At 35.9% G+C, this 18,072-nt stretch carries 18 protein-coding genes; 6 read left to right on the plus strand and 12 right to left on the minus strand.

What is annotated here, in order from left to right:
* Positions 1 to 17: 17 nt before the first annotated feature.
* The 6 genes from recF to A9G45_RS05825 form a co-directional block, all read right to left on the minus strand.
* Entirely contained in the window at positions 18 to 1,091 is a 1,074-nt protein-coding gene (gene recF / locus A9G45_RS05800; RefSeq protein ID WP_065568388.1) for a DNA replication/repair protein RecF, read from the minus strand.
* A 46-nt stretch (positions 1,092 to 1,137) separates the two neighbouring features.
* Positions 1,138 to 2,241, minus strand: coding sequence for a DNA polymerase III subunit beta (dnaN, locus tag A9G45_RS05805; protein ID WP_065568387.1), 1,104 nt, complete (start codon positions 2,239 to 2,241; stop codon positions 1,138 to 1,140).
* Positions 2,242 to 2,256: 15 nt separating this feature from the next.
* On the minus strand, positions 2,257 to 3,615 hold the full coding sequence (gene dnaA / locus A9G45_RS05810; RefSeq protein ID WP_065568386.1) for a chromosomal replication initiator protein DnaA: 1,359 nt from the start codon (positions 3,613 to 3,615) through the stop codon (positions 2,257 to 2,259).
* A 167-nt stretch (positions 3,616 to 3,782) separates the two neighbouring features.
* A complete protein-coding gene (gene ompA / locus A9G45_RS05815) occupies positions 3,783 to 4,877 on the minus strand; it encodes a porin OmpA (protein ID WP_065568385.1) in 1,095 nt (364 codons plus the stop codon).
* Positions 4,878 to 5,070: 193 nt separating this feature from the next.
* The gene (locus tag A9G45_RS05820; protein WP_065568384.1) at positions 5,071 to 5,979 is read right to left on the minus strand and encodes a recombination-associated protein RdgC; all 909 of its coding nucleotides are present in this window, start codon (positions 5,977 to 5,979) and stop codon (positions 5,071 to 5,073) included.
* Positions 5,980 to 6,092: 113 nt separating this feature from the next.
* The gene (locus A9G45_RS05825; RefSeq protein WP_065568383.1) at positions 6,093 to 6,842 is read right to left on the minus strand and encodes a MipA/OmpV family protein; all 750 of its coding nucleotides are present in this window, start codon (positions 6,840 to 6,842) and stop codon (positions 6,093 to 6,095) included.
* Positions 6,843 to 7,011: 169 nt separating this feature from the next.
* On the opposite strand from A9G45_RS05825, the gene A9G45_RS05830 reads away from it, so the two are divergent.
* From A9G45_RS05830 to A9G45_RS05840, 3 genes are all read left to right on the plus strand, one after another.
* Complete coding sequence (locus A9G45_RS05830; protein ID WP_141672026.1) at positions 7,012 to 8,421, plus strand: aspartate aminotransferase family protein; 1,410 nt, start codon at positions 7,012 to 7,014, stop codon at positions 8,419 to 8,421.
* A 66-nt stretch (positions 8,422 to 8,487) separates the two neighbouring features.
* Entirely contained in the window at positions 8,488 to 9,537 is a 1,050-nt protein-coding gene (locus tag A9G45_RS05835; RefSeq protein WP_065568382.1) for a GNAT family N-acetyltransferase, read from the plus strand.
* Positions 9,534 to 10,412 carry an arginase family protein gene (locus A9G45_RS05840; RefSeq protein ID WP_065568381.1) on the plus strand — a complete coding sequence of 293 codons (879 nt, stop codon included), beginning with the start codon at positions 9,534 to 9,536 and terminating at the stop codon, positions 10,410 to 10,412. Before A9G45_RS05835 ends, A9G45_RS05840 begins: the two co-directional genes overlap by 4 nt.
* Positions 10,413 to 10,469: 57 nt before the next feature.
* On the opposite strand, the gene A9G45_RS05845 is transcribed toward A9G45_RS05840, so the two are convergent.
* Genes A9G45_RS05845 through A9G45_RS05860 form a run of 4 tightly spaced genes read right to left on the minus strand, consistent with a single transcriptional unit; the run spans position 10,470 to position 12,803 of the window.
* On the minus strand, positions 10,470 to 10,871 hold the full coding sequence (locus tag A9G45_RS05845; RefSeq protein ID WP_065568380.1) for a DMT family transporter: 402 nt from the start codon (positions 10,869 to 10,871) through the stop codon (positions 10,470 to 10,472).
* 1 nt (position 10,872) lies between these two features.
* A complete protein-coding gene (locus tag A9G45_RS05850; protein ID WP_065568379.1) occupies positions 10,873 to 11,229 on the minus strand; it encodes an EamA family transporter in 357 nt (118 codons plus the stop codon).
* Entirely contained in the window at positions 11,229 to 12,062 is an 834-nt protein-coding gene (locus A9G45_RS05855; RefSeq protein ID WP_065568378.1) for an alpha/beta hydrolase, read from the minus strand. Before A9G45_RS05855 ends, A9G45_RS05850 begins: the two co-directional genes overlap by 1 nt.
* Positions 12,063 to 12,074: 12 nt before the next feature.
* Positions 12,075 to 12,803 (minus strand): MtnX-like HAD-IB family phosphatase, encoded by a 729-nt coding sequence (locus A9G45_RS05860; RefSeq protein WP_065568432.1) that lies wholly within the window; start codon positions 12,801 to 12,803, stop codon positions 12,075 to 12,077.
* Positions 12,804 to 12,966: 163 nt separating this feature from the next.
* Here A9G45_RS05860 and A9G45_RS05865 point away from each other — a divergent pair, with 163 nt between their 5' ends.
* The 3 genes from A9G45_RS05865 (at position 12,967) to glnS (ending at position 16,995) form a co-directional block, all read left to right on the plus strand.
* Positions 12,967 to 13,695 (plus strand): response regulator transcription factor, encoded by a 729-nt coding sequence (locus tag A9G45_RS05865; RefSeq protein ID WP_065568377.1) that lies wholly within the window; start codon positions 12,967 to 12,969, stop codon positions 13,693 to 13,695.
* Positions 13,692 to 15,035, plus strand: coding sequence for an ATP-binding protein (locus A9G45_RS05870; RefSeq protein ID WP_065568376.1), 1,344 nt, complete (start codon positions 13,692 to 13,694; stop codon positions 15,033 to 15,035). The genes A9G45_RS05865 and A9G45_RS05870 overlap by 4 nt, the downstream gene beginning before the upstream one ends.
* 283 nt (positions 15,036 to 15,318) lie before the next feature.
* On the plus strand, positions 15,319 to 16,995 hold the full coding sequence (gene glnS / locus A9G45_RS05875) for a glutamine--tRNA ligase (protein ID WP_065568375.1): 1,677 nt from the start codon (positions 15,319 to 15,321) through the stop codon (positions 16,993 to 16,995).
* A 56-nt stretch (positions 16,996 to 17,051) separates the two neighbouring features.
* Here glnS and A9G45_RS05880 read toward each other — a convergent pair whose 3' ends face one another.
* Together A9G45_RS05880 and A9G45_RS14395 are read right to left on the minus strand one after the other, a co-directional pair.
* Entirely contained in the window at positions 17,052 to 17,570 is a 519-nt protein-coding gene (locus A9G45_RS05880; RefSeq protein WP_065568374.1) for an endonuclease V, read from the minus strand.
* A 172-nt stretch (positions 17,571 to 17,742) separates the two neighbouring features.
* On the minus strand, positions 17,743 to 18,072 hold a 330-nt coding region (locus A9G45_RS14395; protein WP_176701808.1), incomplete at its 5' end, for a hypothetical protein.

Here is an 18,072-nt window from a genome sequence, read left to right on the forward strand (position 1 = left end):
TATATCATTCTATAAATTTACGAAATTATACCAGATTTTATGTAAAAAATCTTATCATTTTCATCGATCATATGGGTAATTTGTTCTTGGTTAACTGCGGTAATAAATACTTGTGAATTGGCTAATTTTAACCGTTTGGCTAATAACTCTCGTTTGTGGTTATCTAATTCAGAGGCAAAATCATCAATTAGGTAAACACAAGCTTGAGTATTTTGCTTTGAATAATATTCACCTTGAGCTAAACGTAAAGCGCACATTAATAACTTTAATTGACCGCGGGATAATAAGTCTTCAACAGGAATATTGCTGACACGTAACCGAATATCAGCTTTATGTGGCCCAACTGATGTATAGTTAAGCAGCTTGTCTCGCTCGTAGTGTTTGTTTAATATTTCAGCATAATCAGTGTCATGTTCCCAACCTTGATAATAGTGGCAACTAAGGTGATATTCAGGTAAAAAATCCAGGCAAGTTTGAATGATTTCAGGAAAAATTTGTTGCGAATAATTTGCCCTAATGTTGCTAATCTTTTCAGCAATGGGTACGATTTGTTTATCCCAATGTAATAATTGATTATAATTCTGGGATTGCTTTAATAATGCATTTCGCTGTTTAAATAGCCGTTTTAAATTGTTCCATAAATAAACAAATTCAGGGTAATGATGGAAGCATCCCCAATCAATAAATGCACGACGATATTTGGGGCCCCCTGTCAATAAATCAAATCCTTCTGGTGTGATTAATTGAATGGGTAATAATTTGGCTAAATCAGTTAATCGAAAGCCCTCATCACCATCTATTTTAATTTTATTATTGCTATTACGTGATTTTGCAAGACCAATTGAATGAACCTGTTGGTTGGTATTTTTTATTTCACTAAATAATACAAGTTCAGGTTGTTCGTGTTGGATAATTCGATTGGATTGTGTATGTCTAAATGCACGCCCGTGGCCAAGCATGTAAATAGCTTCAAGCAAGCTAGTTTTCCCACTTCCATTATCACCAACAATAAAGTTAAAGTGCGGTGATAAAGACAGTTGCGCATAATCAATATTACGGAAATGATGAACTTGGATTTTTGAAAGAGTCATATGCTTATATTATTCCGGCCGAAGCCGGAAGGTTAGATGGGGTTGATTATAAGCGCATTGGCATAACAACATAAGTGGCGGATTGATTATTAATATCTTCAATTTGTACACTGGATGTTGCATCAGTTAATAACAGTTGTACGCTATCACATTTCAATGTATTTAATATATCAAGTAAATAGGTTACATTAAAGCCAATTTCAAGCTCTGATGATGCATATTTGACGTCAATGACTTCTTCTGCTTCTTCTTGTTCGGGGTTATTGGCCGTAATTTTTATTTGATTGTTATGGACATGAAGCCTAATTCCACGGAATTTTTCATTAGATAAGATCGCAACACGTGATAAGGCGTTTCTAAGTTCATCACAGGATACTTCGAGTGGTTTATCGGGATTGCGTGGTAATACGCGTTTGTAATCGGGGAATCTTCCATCAATCAGTTTTGATGTGAAAGTGAAGTCACCAAGGTTAACACGAAAATTATTATTACCAATTTGTATCGTGATTAATTCGTCGTTATCACTTACCAGTTTGGCAAGTTCAAGTACCCCTTTTCTTGGTAAAATGACAGAGTAAGCCGTTTTAATATTCTGTTCAATTGGCTGGGCACATACGGCTAGTCGATGACCATCTGTTGCAACTGATTTTAATAATCCATCTTCAATTTCAAATAACATACCATTTAAGTAATATCTTACATCTTGGTTAGCCATAGAAAATTGAACAGCATCAATTAGCCGTTTTATGGTTTTTTGTGGAACAGAAAGATCAATATCACTTTGCCAGTTTTCTAAATTAGGAAAATCGCTAGCAGGTAAAGTAGATAAAGAGAACTTGCTACGACCAGATTGAATCACCAATCGGTTATCATCAACGCTTATCGAAATTTGAGCATCATTGGGTAAGTTTCGGCAGATATCAAGAAACTTTCTAGCCGGCACAGTTGTTGCACCTGGTTCGCTTGCCTCAATCAATGGTAAATGAGATATCATCTCTATTTCAAGATCTGTCCCAGTCATTGATAGTGTGTTATCACTTACTTGCAATAATAAATTTCCCAAAATTGGTAGTGTTGGGCGACTACTCAAAGGTGCACTGACAAGCTGCAATGGTTTAATCAGTTTTTCACGATCGATAATAAATTTCATAGTATTGATTCTTTGTTAAGTTGATAAAGTTCGAATTAAATTGGAGTAATCTTCTTTTATATTATTACTTTCTTCTTTTAATTCTGCAATCTTTCTACATGCATGCAATACCGTTGTGTGATCTCTGCCACCAAAGCCATCACCGATTTCAGGCAGGCTTTTATTAGTAAGCTCTTTTGCAAGCGCCATAGCGACCTGCCTTGGTCTTGCAACAGAACGAGAACGGCGTTTAGAAAGTAAATCTGATACTTTAATTTTATAATATTCGGCAACCGTCTTTTGTATATTTTCAATAGTAACCAATTTTTCTTGTAAAGCTAGCAAATCTTTTAAGGCATCTTTAACAAAATCAATGGTAATAGCTTTCCCCGTAAAATTAGCATTAGCGATGACTCGGTTAAGTGCCCCTTCTAACTCACGAACATTGGAACGTAATCGTTTAGCAATAAAAAAAGCAACTTCTTCGGGCAATTTTATTTTATTTTCTTCTGCTTTTTTCATTAAAATTGCGACCCGAGTTTCAAGCTCAGGCGGTTCTATTGCGATGGTTAGCCCCCACCCAAAACGCGATTTTAATCGATCTTCAACGCCATTAATTTCTTTTGGATAACGATCAGAGGTTAAGATAATTTGTTGGTTGCCTTCTAATAAAGAGTTAAACGTGTGAAAAAATTCTTCTTGAGATCGCTCTTTATTTGCAAAAAATTGGATATCATCAATAAGTAATGCATCGACTGAGCGATAATAATTTTTAAACTCTTCAATCGCATTATTTTGCAATGCTTTGACCATATCTTGCACAAATCGTTCAGAATGCATATAGACAACTTTGGCATTGTTTTTTTCTACCATTATTTGATTACCCACTGCATGTAATAAGTGTGTTTTACCTAAACCGGTAGAACCATATAAAAACAAAGGGTTATAAGCTTTGCCTGGATTTTCAGCGACTTGTTTGGCCGCGGCCACTGCAAGCTGGTTTGATTTACCTTCAACAAAGCTATCGAAAGTATGTTTATGGTTTATACCTGAATGGTAGACATGATTATTCTTTGTTTCCTTTGTTGTTTTCCAAGCAGGCACAACATCTGCTTTACGTTGGCTACTTTGGGCTTTTTTATCAGTGGATATGGTTGAGCCAACTTCAAGAAATAATTTTAGAGAATCATCATTAAAAAGTTTATTTAATAATTGGCTAATGGTGGGTAAATATTTATTTTTTACCCAATCTAGGACAAACCTATTTGGCGCATAAATATAGAGTTTATTATCGACCATTTCCGCTTGCAACGGGCGAATCCATAAATTGAATTCCGTTGTAGGGATTTCTTCTTGTAATTGCGAAAGGCAATCTTGCCAAATAGCGGTAGGCACGGCAACTCCTTCAACTTTTCTTACTAACAATATCGTAAAGCATTATAATCTTTTTTGTGGATAATTTGTAGTTCTAAGGTGATATATAATTTAGTTGTTAACAAAAAAGATAGATAAAAAAACCCAGTTTTTAACTGGGTTTTAATCAATAAGTTAAGAAACAAAGATTATTTTGTTGATTTAATTACTTCAACTTCTCTTTCATTAAGTGCTTTAACTTCAATTTCAACACGGCGATCTGGAGCTAAACAAGCTTTTAAGCTAGCACCACGAAGTGCATTACATTTAGTGCCAGTAACTGGTTGAGATTTACCCATACCTCGTGCACTGATAACGTGAGAAGGCACGCCATTGGCAACTAAGTATTTCATTACTGAATTAGCGCGTTGTTCTGATAGTTTTTGGTTGTAGCTAACTGAACCAATACGGTCAGTATGACCAATTACTACGATAGCACTTTCAGTTGGTTTGATCTTAACTAGATTTGTAAGTAAGTTGTCTAATGCTTGACGACCTTCAGCTTTTAAGTCAGCTTTTGCATAAGCAAATAGTACATCTTCATTTAACACATAACGGTTTACTTCAGTTTTTAATTCAACTGGTGCAGGAACAGCTGGTGCACCTAAACGGTAAGTAATACCTAAGCTTACAGTGCCAGCATCTGGAGATGCGTCAGTCTTAGTGTGAATATGTTGAACATATTGGTATTCTAAACGAGTAGAGAAGTCTTCAGCGAAACGATAATCAACACCTAATGCGTAAACTGGAGATAGATCTGTTTTTGTACCATGGTTAAGTGCGTCATATTTTTTAACCAATCCACCGTTTTTCCATTTAGAAATAGTGACCATACCACCTGCACGGCCATAGATATCTAAACCGTCAACGATTGGGTAGCTTAATTTACCTGTTAAAGATACACCTTGAGCAGAAAGTTTACTATGACCGACGTCATAGCTTTTTCCAGCAGAACGGTAAGATCTTTTATATTTAGCTGAACCTAACCAGTCGTAACCTAATTCAAAAGCTAAATAAGGGTTTGCTTGGAAACCAAGGAAAGCACCGCCAGCAACATTGCTACGATCTGAAGTGCTGATGCCAAAGCGATCTGAAATACGAACTTTATTTGCATCTAATCGATAAAGCTCTGACCAACCTAATTTAGCACCTGTATAAAAAGTGTTGTCTTCGTATGCTGCGTTAGCTGCAGTAGCTGTTAAACTTGCAACTGCGATTGCTAGAGCTAGAGTTGTTTTTTTCATTTTATTGCCTCAACTTATATGTTGTTATAGACGATGTTTAGTTTTTTGTTGCTTAAAATTTACTTCAAATAAAAAGAACAATTACTTATTTTTATATAATTATGCTACACATAATCTAACGCTAGTATAGCATAGATAATAGGCAAAGCTATATTTATTGCCATCATGATATGAAAATTTTTAAATAGTTTTATCAAATAATTTTGTTAATTGTCAGGTAAAAGTCATTAATTGTATTGGCTAAGGTATTAGCCATAATAAAAAAGTCTGCTTCCAGTTTTTTATCAAATTCATCTGATCCTATATCTTCATTTTCGTCTAAAATAATAGCATCAAATTTAATTCGTTTAAATGTTAAATCGCTATTAATGATAAAGCTTATGCCTCTTTCATCAATAATTTTAATCTTAGTTATCCATTTTCCTGAATCAAAATGGATGCGCATTTCATCACTAGTGATATCTTGATTTTTACAACTAATAATCCCATTACCTTCAAGAGGATCTTTAAGTTCGGCTTGATCACCTAATACAAATGGTGGAAAATTCAGATTTTCTTTAACCCATGTGGTCATGATTTGTTCAAGTGGTTTGTCAATAGACAATGGCGTTAATGCTAGTGAACCAAGCTCTTTGCGTAAAATTGCTAAAATATCTTCAGCTTGTTTAAAGCTACTACAATCAACAATAATGCGTTTATTGTGCGTATCGATCCATAGCCAATAGTGATTATATTTACTAAATGCTCTTGGCATCAAATCAATCATAACTTCGTCTTTTAAAGTGGCTTTTTCATTTTTACTGAGCTTTCTACTTAGTGCTTGCTCTTGTTTATCAATTTTTTCTAATAGCGCTTGTTTGATGACGGGAGCTGGTAATATTTTAGTTTCTTTTTTGATACGTAATAATAAATGCCCTTGCATATCGACAAGCAAATCATCTTGATTATTATCATGATAAGGCGAAACCCATCCCATCTTTGTGGTATCTAAATTACCGCAGGGGGTAAAAGGGTGAGACTTTAAGGCTTTTTCTATCGCATCTTTATTAAGTAGCGTGTCACTATTAAGTTGATAAATTATGGCATTTTTAAACCAAAGCATACTTTTCTATTTCCTGAATTTTGTGATGAAGATTTTATTTTGTTTAAACTGATACTAACTGATAGTGCGTAACAAGTCGTTATCTTTTCATTGTCAGTATCGATGTTTATGAATTAAAAATTATAAGATACACCTGCATAAATTGAGGCTGTTACATTATTATCAATCATTGGGCTGTTAGTTACATCGCCTGTCAGTTCATCAATATGAATGCCACCGAAAGTAGCAATATTATCGGTTAAAGAATATTGTGCACCAATTTCAAAGTAAGGCGTAACAGAACTATTTGAATTAAAATAACGCAAACCTGAACGTGAAGACTCTTTATGAGAAACGCCATAATAATAGGCATTATGTTTACTATTAGCCCAATTAATACCAATCGTGGGCGCAACAATTAAATTACCTTGTATGTAAGGCACGGTATAGTCAGTATTCACTAAGATACTGTGACTTTTACCAAGAACGTCAGCGCCAATACTGCTTGAAAAAATCCCCCAATCAGTAATGATATCGTAATTTACTTCTGCCAATAAAGTAGAGTGACGGCTGTTAAGTTTTTTTAGCATGTGATTGTTAGCATCATGAGGTTTAAATTCATTAGCAAGATAGCGAGCACCAAATGATAGACTTTGATTATCGTCGTTTAATGCGTAAATACCGGTAGATAGATCATCAATAAAAAAGGAACCATTATCATAATCAATATGAGGAATAGGATAGAAGCTTGAGCGATAACTCTTATAGGGGGAATTAGACCAGCCTAAGCCGATACCTAATGATGTGGGATCGGCTGATGCAATTTGAGTATAGCCTAAAGGAAACATTGATAAGATTGAAATTATGCAGCTTAAATTTTTCATTCTGATACCCACTTCTCGCAATATGACTCAAGACAATTATTGCAATAATTTTGCCTCTCGGGGTTATCGTCACAAAATCTATACACTAATCGTACATTGTTACAATCCATTTTCTTTAATAATAATGCCACATTTTATCGTGTTTGAATATGGATTAGTGAGATAAATTATGAGTAAACCAACTTTAGAGATGATTAATAGTCGCCCTGATGATGCGACTTTGTTAGCAGATGAAGCAAAATATTGTTCTTTTGGTGATACTGTTCATTACGTTGAACCGCCAAAAATCTTTGATGGTTGTGAAGGTAGCTACATGTACGACAAAGAAGGCAAAGCTTTCTTAGATCTACAAATGTGGTATTCAGCATGTAACTTTGGTTATGCTAATGAACGCCTAAACAACGTTCTAAAAAAACAAATTGATACCTTACCACAATGTGCTAGCCAATATTTGCACCCAACTAAAATTGAATTAGCTAAAACCATTGCTCAAGGTATGGAAAAACGCTTTGGCTACGAAGGTCGAGTGCATTTCAATGTAGGTGGTTCACAATGTATTGAAGACTCATTAAAATTAGTTCGTAATGCCTCGGGTGGTAAATCATTAATGTTTGCTTTCCAAGGTGGATATCATGGACGTACTTTAGGTGCTTCATCAATTACATCAAGTTACCGTTATCGTCGTCGCTATGGTCATTTTGGTGATCGTGCCATGTTTGTTCCATTCCCTTATCCATTCCGTCGCCCTAAAGGCATGACAGCAGAAGAGTATGGTGAACATTTAGTTGCTGAATTTGCGCGTTTATTTGAAACCGAATACCACGGTGTTTGGGATCCAAAAGTGGGGCAAGCAGAATATGCCGCATTTTATGCTGAGCCTTTACAGGCAACTGGTGGTTATATTGTACCGCCGCGTAATTACTTTAAAGGTCTTAAGAAAGTTTTAGATCAGTATGGTATTTTATTAGTCGTTGATGAAATCCAAATGGGCTTTTATCGTACGGGTAAACTTTGGTCTATTGAACACTTTGATGTTAAACCTGATGTTGTGGTGTTTGCTAAAGCATTAACTAATGGTCTTAACCCACTGGGTGGTTTATGGGCACGTGAAGAGTTAATTAATCCACAAGTATTCCCTGTTGGTTCAACCCATTCCACATTTGCTTCTAACCCATTAGGTACAGCAGTTGGTCTTGAAGTGTTAAAAATGACTTCTGAAACGGATTACGAAAAAATGGTAATGGAAAGTGGCGCATACTTCCTTGAAGGTTTAAAAACACTTGAGAAGAAACATAAAGAAATCGGTGAAGTTGACGGCCTAGGTTTAGCGCTTCGTGCTGAAATTTGTACTGAAGATGGCTTTACTGCCAATAAAGCTTTAGTTGATAAGATGGTTGATATTGGTATGTCAGGTGATCTTGATTGGAATGGTAAAAAAATGGGCTTAGTACTTGATATTGGTGGTTATTACAAAAATGTCATTACTTTTGCTCCATCGTTACATATTTCTCGTCAAGAGATTGATCAAGGTATTGAATTACTCGATCAACTTATTACACGTGCTAAAAAAGAACTTTAATCATTCCCCGTCAATTTTATTGGCGGGGCTTCTTATCGAATTGAATCAATTACTCGTTATATTGTTATGAAATACATCAATCAGTTAGAACCGGATGAATTAATCGACAATTTTTTAACTCATCCACCACAAGATTTTTCAGCTTGGTTGAGTGAAGATGGTGTGCCTGTTTTTTCTGCTAAGTTCGATTTACTCACTACTGCTGATGACAATTTTAAAAATAAAATCGAGAAATTACCGTTTTCAAAAAAATGGCGTCACTGGTTACAACCCAAAACTTGTTTTGTGGGATCGACGGTTTCTGAAAATGCGTTGTTGACTAATGATGTTGATGCTAATGAGTTGGCGAATAATCTTAAAAAAGCCTATGCGAAGCAATATCCTTTTATGATTATCAAAGATATACCGTCTGCATCTCCTTTATTGAGTAAAAAAGATAATCAATATTCAACACAATTTATTTCAGCCTTAAAAGAACAAGGATTTATCGAAGTAGAAGGTCAGGCATTAGCTTGGGTGCCGATTGATTTTAAAAACTTAGATGAAGTTTTATCGCGTTTTTCTTATAGTCGCCGTAAAAATTTCAGACGTAAACTACGCTCACGCGAAAAACTGAGTATCAAGGTTTTGCATAGTGGTGATGAATCTTTTTTTAACGATGCTGTTTTAGATGAGTATTATCAACTTTATCTTAATGTCTATCAGCAAAGCGAAGTGCATTTTGATTTACTTACCAAACCCTTTTTTACGCAGTTATTACAGAGTAAAACGATAAATGCGCATATTGTTACTTATTATGATGATGATCAATTAGTCGGTTATAATATCTGTTTTGTTGTTAACAATATGTTGGTAGATAAATATATTGGCATGGTTTATCCCAAAGCGAGAGAGTTAAACCTCTACTATGTTAGTTGGTTTTTTAATCTTGAATATGCGCTACAGCAAGGATTTAGTCATTATATTGCCGGTTGGACTGATCCAGAAGTTAAAGCCTCTCTTGGCGCTAGTTTTACATTATCAAAGCATTTAGTTTATATCCGAAATCCATTATTACGGGTGATATTACGCAAATTCATTGGTCATTTTGAAAGTGACAAGGAGAAAGTAGCATGACCTCCCCAATTATACTCAATTTTGATCACAGCGTCGGTCAGATTAATGATGCCAAAACAATTGATGTTAATAACTGGCAAGAGAGTATTCGCTTTGGTTGCAGTGAAAAAAAATTCAAACAATTTCAATCATTACTAGAACAATCTTTGCCTGAAAATTATGGCACGGTACTTATGGGCAGTGGCGATTATCACCATATTTCATTATTATTAATTGAAAATCTCGCTAAACAATATTCAGCCGAAAATCCAATTCAAGTTGTGATTTTTGATAACCACCCCGATAATATGCGTTATTTATTTGGCATTCATTGTGGTTCATGGGTTAGCTATGTGGCAAGTTTGCCTTTTGTTAGTCATGTACATGTGCTTGGTATTACCTCTAATGATATTGGGCTTACTCATTTTTGGGAAAACAGATGGGCACCGCTTTTCCATAAAAAGCTCACTTACTGGAGTTTAAACGTCAATACCGCTTGGGCGAGAAAAATCGGTTTGGCTCACGCGTTTCGACATTTTGAATCGCCAGATGATCTCATTGCCAGTTTTTTATCGGAACAATACCATTGTGCCCAGCCTATTTACTTATCGATTGATAAAGATGTATTAAGCGAAGAGGTGATCCACACTAATTGGGATCAAGGTCAGTTGCAAACTTACCATTTATTAGATACGATTTCCTCAATTAAACAACGCATTGTTGGTAGTGATATCACTGGTGAGTTATCAATATGGCAGCCATCGAGTTGGTTTAAGCGTTTTTTAAGCTCATTAGATAAGCAACCGATTATTTCATCTGACAAGCTAAATGAGTGGCAACAAGAACAGCATCAGCTAAATTTGACATTACTAAACGCATTAGCATTGTCGTTATAAAAAATTTCAAGGAAAGCAGGTTTGAGTATAATCCTGCTTTTTTTTGAGTAATTATTTTTAGTGGGTTTGATTGCTAGATTCTTGTTTAGCCAATTTACTTTCAGCGATAGCTAAAAATAGAATTCCAGAAACAATGAGTATGGTGCCAACGAATTTGAACAAGGTGACTTGTTCGTTAAATAACCAAATTGACGCAATCATCACCGTAACGACTTCAAAGTGTGATGCGGCAAAAGCTGGGCCTACTGGCGCTTTTTTTAATAGCGTCATCCAAGTAAAGAAAGTTAAAATATACCCCGCTATTGAGATATAAATCCAAGGATTAGTAAATACGCGAATTAGCCATTCAATGCTCATTTCTAGCGGTTGAGCCTCAATAGCCGTCAATTTGAAGCTGCATTGCGCAATTGTGTCAAAAAAGAGCAATACAGAAAAACCAATAACATAGAATCTAGCCATATTAAGACATCCCTACAAAAACGACACCAGCAGTAATTAATAGCATTCCAATTAAGCGGTAAATAGTTAGTAGTTCTTTGAAAATAAAGCGCCCAACCACCATGATAGTAATGATATTAAATGAAGCAAGTAACACCCCTTGAGAAAGAGGAACTAAGGTTAAAAAGGCTAACCATAGTAAAAATTCAGCAACGTAGGATATAATCCCAACCCAAATCCACTTATTTTTAGATAAATCGAGCCAGTAATACCAACTATCACGATTATTGGGTGCGATGGCTGCAAATTTAAAAGCGACTTGCCCTAATGTATCAAAACAGATATTACAAACCCAAAGTATGATAACTAATGGTGACATTATGCTTTTATTCCTTCTGCTATATTATCAAAGAACGAGGCGCATTCCTTAATCACTTCACGGCGCTGGCTATCGATGGTAATTAAATGATAGCTATCATTTAATACCACCAATTTTGTTGGCCCTGACACCTGTTTTTCAACCAATTTTGCATTAGTTTCTATATTGGCGATATCATCATTACCAGAATGCATAATTAAGCAAGGTGAAATGACTTTGGGTAATTGCTTGCGCATATGTTTTGCTAATAACTGCATCTCAGCAAGAGCCGGAAAAGGATTACCCGCAAGCCCTGCTGAGGCGGCATCACCGCTTAACATGCTTTCAGATACCACCGCCCGAATACGTTCATCTTTAAGCCCATAAGGCGGTTGTTCGATAAAAACTTTTTTTTGAAAAATACCTAATTTCTTAAAATAAACTAACAAGAAAAAGAGTTTTTTTGCCCATAATGGCATGCTCCAACCATCATAACGAAATGTAGGCGCTAACACACCAACGCCTTTGATTTGCTCAGGTCTGTCAGCTGCTAATTTTAGTGCTAGCAAAGCGCCCATTGACAGTCCTGCAACAAACACATTATCGACATGTTGGGCTAAATAATCAGCACCATCTTGCACGCTTTTATACCAATCTTGCCATGTTGTTTTACACAGATCTTCTTCGGTGCCACAATGCCCAGCGAGTTGGATGGCATAAACCGTAAATCCTGCTTTATGTAAACCATTGGCCAAAATTCGCATTTCATTGGGAGTGCCAGTTAAACCATGAATTAATAGCACGCCATTTCTGTTTCCAGGTAAAAAGTAAGATAAATCTTGAATTGTACTCATTAGTATTCCTTGTTATTTTACCATCGTGACGGGGATAACAGCATGTTTAGCCTGTTTTAATGCGGTGGTTACCTCTGCGAAGCTGGTAATTTTGCAGTGATTAATATGATTTTCTTTGCAATAATTAACTAGTTTATCTTTGGCAAACACAAAATCAACATGATGTGACACGCAGTAATCTGATGTGCCATCGCCGACATAGAGTATTTGCGGAAAATATTGCTGTTTTTTAACATGATGACATTTGCAATTGCCACTTTGTTTAATACAGTCTTTATTCGCATAAGGGAACTCTAGACGCCAACTGCGCAAATCATTATGCATCAATTTATTGGCGAAAATAGGTAAACGCGTAATGCCATGACGTTTTAAAATAAACTCAATTGCATAATCTAGCCCGTCGCTAACCACGTGAACAGGAATATTGTTTTGTTCGGCATAATTAATAAAAGATTTAAAATCCGCGTCAATTTCAATTTGAGATAAGACTTCATTAAGTTCATCGAGGCTTGCATCCATTAATGCAATTTGTTTGCTCATACATTCTTGAGAGCCAATTTTGCCACTTACCCACAATTCTTCAAGTTCATCACAACCAGCTTGCCCAAAGTGGCTCAGTAATGTATCTGTCACATCTTTTACACTAATGGTCCCATCAAAATCACACAAGACAATGGGCGTCTTATGTTGTGTATAATTTGGAGAAGAAAGGGAATTTGTTATTGATGAAAAAGCATCCATATTGATTTGATATAAAACTAGTCTATTTATAAATATTGGCGCAGATTTTCTCATAGAGTGGCAATAAACTTTGTAGACTCTTTGTATATGTTTTGTAACGGCCAATAAAATGTCTGTATAATGAGGCACCTCTAAATATCAGCTACGTAATTAAGAGCGCATAATGAGTGAACGTATATTAATCATTGAAGATGATCAACGGCTAGCCAATTTGATTCAAGTTTATCTAATTCGCCAAGGATACCTTGTGGAATGGCATAATAGTGGTAAAGGAGCCGAAGAAAAAATTCAACAACTTAATCCTGATTTGGTGATATTAGATGTCATGCTTCCTGAAAAAACGGGTTTTGATATCTGTCGTGATATACGTACATGGTTTACTAACTATATTCTCATCATGACGGCTAGCGAAGATAATATTGATGAAATTGTTGGGCTTGAATTAGGGGCTGATGATTATTTGGCAAAACCTGTTGAGCCAAGGTTATTGTTGGCACGAATACGGGCTTTATTCCGCCGAAAACAGATAGAAACGGATAAAGAGCATACTAAAGAATGGATTGTGCCACACAATAATAAAACCCTTATATTTGATAATTTAGTTATCGATGGTGAAAACCGCAAAGTACTACTGCAAGAGCAAGAAATTGATTTAACCACTGCGGAATTTGATCTGTTATGGTTGCTTGCGCATAATGCAGGGATCATTTTATCTCGAGATGACATTTTTTCTCAGGTCAGAGGTATCGATTTTGATGGTAGTGATCGTTCAATTGATGCACGAGTTTCAAGGCTTCGACGAAAATTACTCGATGATCCAGATAACCCATCACGCATCAAAACAGTTCGAGGAAAGGGGTATTTATTTATGCGAGAAGGAGACAGCCATTGAGCCAACTATTAGCTAAACCGCTATTTTTTAATCGCCGAATTATATTCTACCTCGTCATCTTACTGCTACTACAAAGTATTATTGCTTATGGTGCTTTACTTGTATTTGATTCATTACCTTCTTCATTAACGGATATACCAGATGATCATATTGTGTTTCGAGAATCTCAGCGTGGCACGGTCAACCTTATTCGTATGCAAATCAACCAGCATAAAGATCGCCCTCTTCAAGAAGTGGTTAACGAACTACAACCCTATTTTGCTTATCCTATCAAAGTACTGCCTGTAAATACTCCGTTATCCGAAGTGGTGCTTGACGAGCTAGCAAAGCTTGGGTTTTCTTATGATAGCGACAAAGAGGTCGTTTATATTGATGTAAAAGATGGGCATTTGCTCCAATTAGGCCCAATAGTTGTGCGGGATATTTTGGCATCCAACACCATGTCATTAACCCTATTTTTGATTATTTGGGCATTATTTAGTGCAATCATCTTTTTTATTTTAATTTATCTGGCTTTTAGTGCGGTTTGGAAAGATCTAGTCAATATTAGACAAACTGCCGAACAACTTGGACAAGGTAATTTAAAAGCACGAACTGAAAATGTAAAAGGCTGGTTATTTAAGCCACTTGCTAATGTATTAAATAATATGGGAACGCATATAGAACACTTAGTGAGCACTAATCAAACGATATCTCATGCCATGGCGCATGAATTACGCACACCGCTTGCACGTATGCGATTTGAACTTAGCATGCTGGAAGAGTCTAACGACGAGCAAGAAAAACGACTTTTACAAAAAGGCATGAGTGATGATATTAACGAGCTTGAAACATTAATTACGGCTAGTTTAAATTACTTCAAAATGCAACAAAGTAATATTGAACTAAACCTAACACCCGTATCGTTAAAAGCGTTGGGTGACAAAATTTGCCAATCACTCACATTATTTAAGCCAAAAGGATTTGAACTCACTTGTAATTGCCAAGATGTGCAAGCGATAATTGATACTAATTTAGTTGAAACGATTGTTAAAAATTTGTTACTAAATGCCTTTAAATATGCAGCACATAAAGCGGTTTTAAATATCACTAAACAAGGAAATCAAGTCATCTTTGAGATTGATGATGATGGTACCGGAATCCCATTTGATGCGCGTGAAAAGATTTTTATGCCTTTTGCTCGGCTTGATACTAGTCGAACCCGCTCAACTGGTGGTTATGGGCTTGGTTTAGCTTATGTAAAATTAATGGCAGAATTTCATGATGGCAAAGCCTTTGTTGTAACCAGCCCGCTTGGTGGTGCAAGATTTGTGGTTTCGTTAAAATCAGGTGATGCTTAAAACAATTGTTCTTTATCGCACCTTGTAAAAGCGCGTCAGAAAAGCTATTGATTTTATTGAAGTTTTTATTTGGCTGTTTTTTGTGAAAGATCGCGCTTTTTATGCAATAACGATCTGTTTTAATTAAAAGATTTATTTACAAACCATTTTTGTCGTTGCAAATAGCTTGTTTTCCGTTTCAGAAATAGGAAAAATTTGTTATATTCTTCGGTTAACATTACAAGTAATGACAAAGCAAATATTCTAAATTTGTTATTAATCAATATATCATCAGAGGTTTTTTATGAGCGGTTCATTACCGGCCGAGACAGATAATCGTCCAACTAACTTTATTCGTCAAATTATTGATGCTGATTTAGCGGCGGGAAAATATAAAACAACACATACCCGATTCCCTCCAGAACCTAATGGTTATTTACATATTGGCCATGCTAAATCCATTTGTTTAAATTTTGGTATTGCGCAAGATTATCAAGGTAAATGTAATTTACGTTTTGATGATACCAACCCAGCCAAAGAAGATATAGAGTATGTTGAATCAATTAAACAAGATGTTCGCTGGTTAGGATTTGAGTGGGATGGCGAAATTTGTTATTCATCTGACTATTTTGACAAACTATATGAATATGCAATTGAGCTAATCAATAAAGGGCTTGCTTATGTTGATGAGTTGTCAGCTGATGAAATCCGTGAATATCGAGGAACACTCACTCAACCCGGCAAAAATAGCCCATATCGTGATCGTAGTATTGATGAAAACTTAGCACTTTTTATTCAAATGAAAGAAGGCAGATTTGCAGAAGGAAAAGCCTGCCTGCGTGCTAAAATCGATATGGCCTCGCCATTTATTGTCATGCGCGATCCGGTGCTATATCGTATTAAATTTGCCGAGCATCACCAAACAGGCAACAAATGGTGCATATACCCAATGTACGATTTTACCCACTGTATTTCTGATGCGATCGAAAATATCACGCATTCACTCTGTACACTTGAATTCCAAGACAATCGTCGCTTATATGATTGGGTTTTAGATAATATTACGATTGAAGCTCGCCCTCACCAATATGAATTTTCAAGATTGAATTTAGAATATGCTATTACTTCTAAGCGTAAATTAAACTTATTAGTCTCCGAAAAAATTGTTGATGGCTGGGATGATCCACGTATGCCAACCGTATCGGGATTACGTCGTCGAGGTTATACACCAGCCTCTATTCGTGACTTTTGTCGCCGAATTGGTGTCACAAAACAAGAAAACACGGTTGAAATGAGCACCCTTGAGTTTTGTATTCGCGAAGATCTTAACGAAAACGCACCACGCGCAATGGCTGTGCTTGATCCGGTTAAAGTGGTTATTGAAAACTTTTCAGAAAACCTTGATGAAGTGCTCAGTATGCCAAATCATCCTAATCGTCCTGAACTTGGTCACCGTGAAGTCACATTCACACGTGAAATCTATATTGACCGCGCTGATTTTAGAGAAGAAGCCAACAAAAATTACAAACGTTTGGTATTAGGCAAAGAAGTGCGACTACGTAATGCTTATGTTATCCGAGCTGATCGCGTTGAAAAAGATGCTGAAGGCAATATTCAAACGATTTATTGTAGCTACGATCCCGCTACGTTAAATAAAAACCCTGAAGATGGGCGTAAAGTGAAAGGTGTTATTCATTGGGTTTCAGCAAAATTTGCCAAACCTGCTGAAATTCGCTTGTATGATCGCTTATTTAACACACCAAATCCAGGTGCAGCGGAAGACTTTTTATCAACCATTAACCCGACTTCTTTGGTAATTAAACAAGGCTTTGTTGAACCAAGCTTACAACATGCGGATATTGGGCATGCTTACCAATTTGAGCGCGAAGGTTACTTCTGCTTGGATAGCAAATTTGCAACTGAAGATAAGCTAGTGTTTAACCGAACAGTGGGCTTAAGAGATAGTTGGAACGAAGCATAATTAAACTTGCAATCATCGCCGGCGCAAGTCGGCGAATGATAACTAACTAGATGACTTTACTTTTCATGTTTAAATAATTTTGTTTGTTGATCTAAATAGCTGAGTAAATCAGGCATTCGGTATTTACCCGCCATTGATTGCACATTTTCTGCTGCACGCTCCAACGATATACCCATTGACGTTACATATAGTGGGTGTTTACTTTGACCACGAATAACTTCAATCAAATATTCGCTATTCCCCGCAAAAGGCTTTTTAGCAACGCCAATAATTGGGATCATTTTGTTTAACGCATTATACAAATGCCCACCAAGGCCTATCTTACCGTCATTCAAATGGACATAGCCATCAATAACGATGGTTGAGATCTGGCTTAAATCAACTTTATTAAGCAGTGACATTATGCAAGGTAATTCACGTTGATAAAATTGACCAGATTGATAAGGCGCAACATTATCTTGATAATCGATGATTAAGCTTTCAACCGCATTTTTCGAATCAGTCCAATGATTAAATAAAACGCCGACCGATTTGGCTCGGTCATTAATGTAATAGACATCAATTGCAAGTATCATAGTGAGTTATATTCTCTTCAAAAATTATGTATAAGTAAATTAATACATTAAAACTAACCGCTTGAGTAACATAGCATAAACATTGACATTAATTCAATGTGATAATATTCATACCTTATTGGCTATTGTCTTATTTATTATTAACACTATTTATTATTAATACTATTGCTACTCAATGCGTTAAATAGCTTCGATAGCGCCTTTCAAAAACTTGTGCTGTGTCAGATATCATTTTGATATCACAATGCAATTGTAGTTGTAGGGTTTTTAAATATGCCCAGACTTCTTGATTACGCTGTTCGCGCTGTTGATAGATAAGTGCTTTAGCCTGTTTATCTAATGCTTCTTCATTACGCGAATAATCTTTTTTCTCTTTAATTGTTAGGCTTTTTAAATGGGTAAATTGCGCAAGTTGTATTAATAAAGCAATAGGAAAGCCACGTTGCCGTAAATCAAGCTGAGTAATTTTATCAAGGGGCAAATTTTGTAATAAAAACTGGAA

Origin of the sequence: Gilliamella sp. HK2, assembly GCF_001690265.1 — a bacterium.
Taxonomy (GTDB): domain Bacteria; phylum Pseudomonadota; class Gammaproteobacteria; order Enterobacterales; family Orbaceae; genus Gilliamella; species Gilliamella apicola_C.

Excerpts from the sequence above, each read along its gene's own strand:
- recF (WP_065568388.1), bottom strand. The coding sequence starts at position 1,091 with ATGACTCTTTCAAAAATCCAAGTTCATCATTTCCGTAATATTGATTAT.
- dnaN (WP_065568387.1), bottom strand. The coding sequence starts at position 2,241 with ATGAAATTTATTATCGATCGTGAAAAACTGATTAAACCATTGCAGCTT.
- ompA (WP_065568385.1), bottom strand. The coding sequence starts at position 4,877 with ATGAAAAAAACAACTCTAGCTCTAGCAATCGCAGTTGCAAGTTTAACA.
- A9G45_RS05820 (WP_065568384.1), bottom strand. The coding sequence starts at position 5,979 with ATGCTTTGGTTTAAAAATGCCATAATTTATCAACTTAATAGTGACACG.
- A9G45_RS05825 (WP_065568383.1), bottom strand. The coding sequence starts at position 6,842 with ATGAAAAATTTAAGCTGCATAATTTCAATCTTATCAATGTTTCCTTTA.
- A9G45_RS05830 (WP_141672026.1), top strand. The coding sequence starts at position 7,012 with ATGAGTAAACCAACTTTAGAGATGATTAATAGTCGCCCTGATGATGCG.
- A9G45_RS05835 (WP_065568382.1), top strand. The coding sequence starts at position 8,488 with ATGAAATACATCAATCAGTTAGAACCGGATGAATTAATCGACAATTTT.
- A9G45_RS05840 (WP_065568381.1), top strand. The coding sequence starts at position 9,534 with ATGACCTCCCCAATTATACTCAATTTTGATCACAGCGTCGGTCAGATT.
- A9G45_RS05845 (WP_065568380.1), bottom strand. The coding sequence starts at position 10,871 with ATGGCTAGATTCTATGTTATTGGTTTTTCTGTATTGCTCTTTTTTGAC.
- A9G45_RS05850 (WP_065568379.1), bottom strand. The coding sequence starts at position 11,229 with ATGTCACCATTAGTTATCATACTTTGGGTTTGTAATATCTGTTTTGAT.
- A9G45_RS05855 (WP_065568378.1), bottom strand. The coding sequence starts at position 12,062 with ATGAGTACAATTCAAGATTTATCTTACTTTTTACCTGGAAACAGAAAT.
- A9G45_RS05860 (WP_065568432.1), bottom strand. The coding sequence starts at position 12,803 with ATGGATGCTTTTTCATCAATAACAAATTCCCTTTCTTCTCCAAATTAT.
- A9G45_RS05865 (WP_065568377.1), top strand. The coding sequence starts at position 12,967 with ATGAGTGAACGTATATTAATCATTGAAGATGATCAACGGCTAGCCAAT.
- glnS (WP_065568375.1), top strand. The coding sequence starts at position 15,319 with ATGAGCGGTTCATTACCGGCCGAGACAGATAATCGTCCAACTAACTTT.
- A9G45_RS05880 (WP_065568374.1), bottom strand. The coding sequence starts at position 17,570 with ATGATACTTGCAATTGATGTCTATTACATTAATGACCGAGCCAAATCG.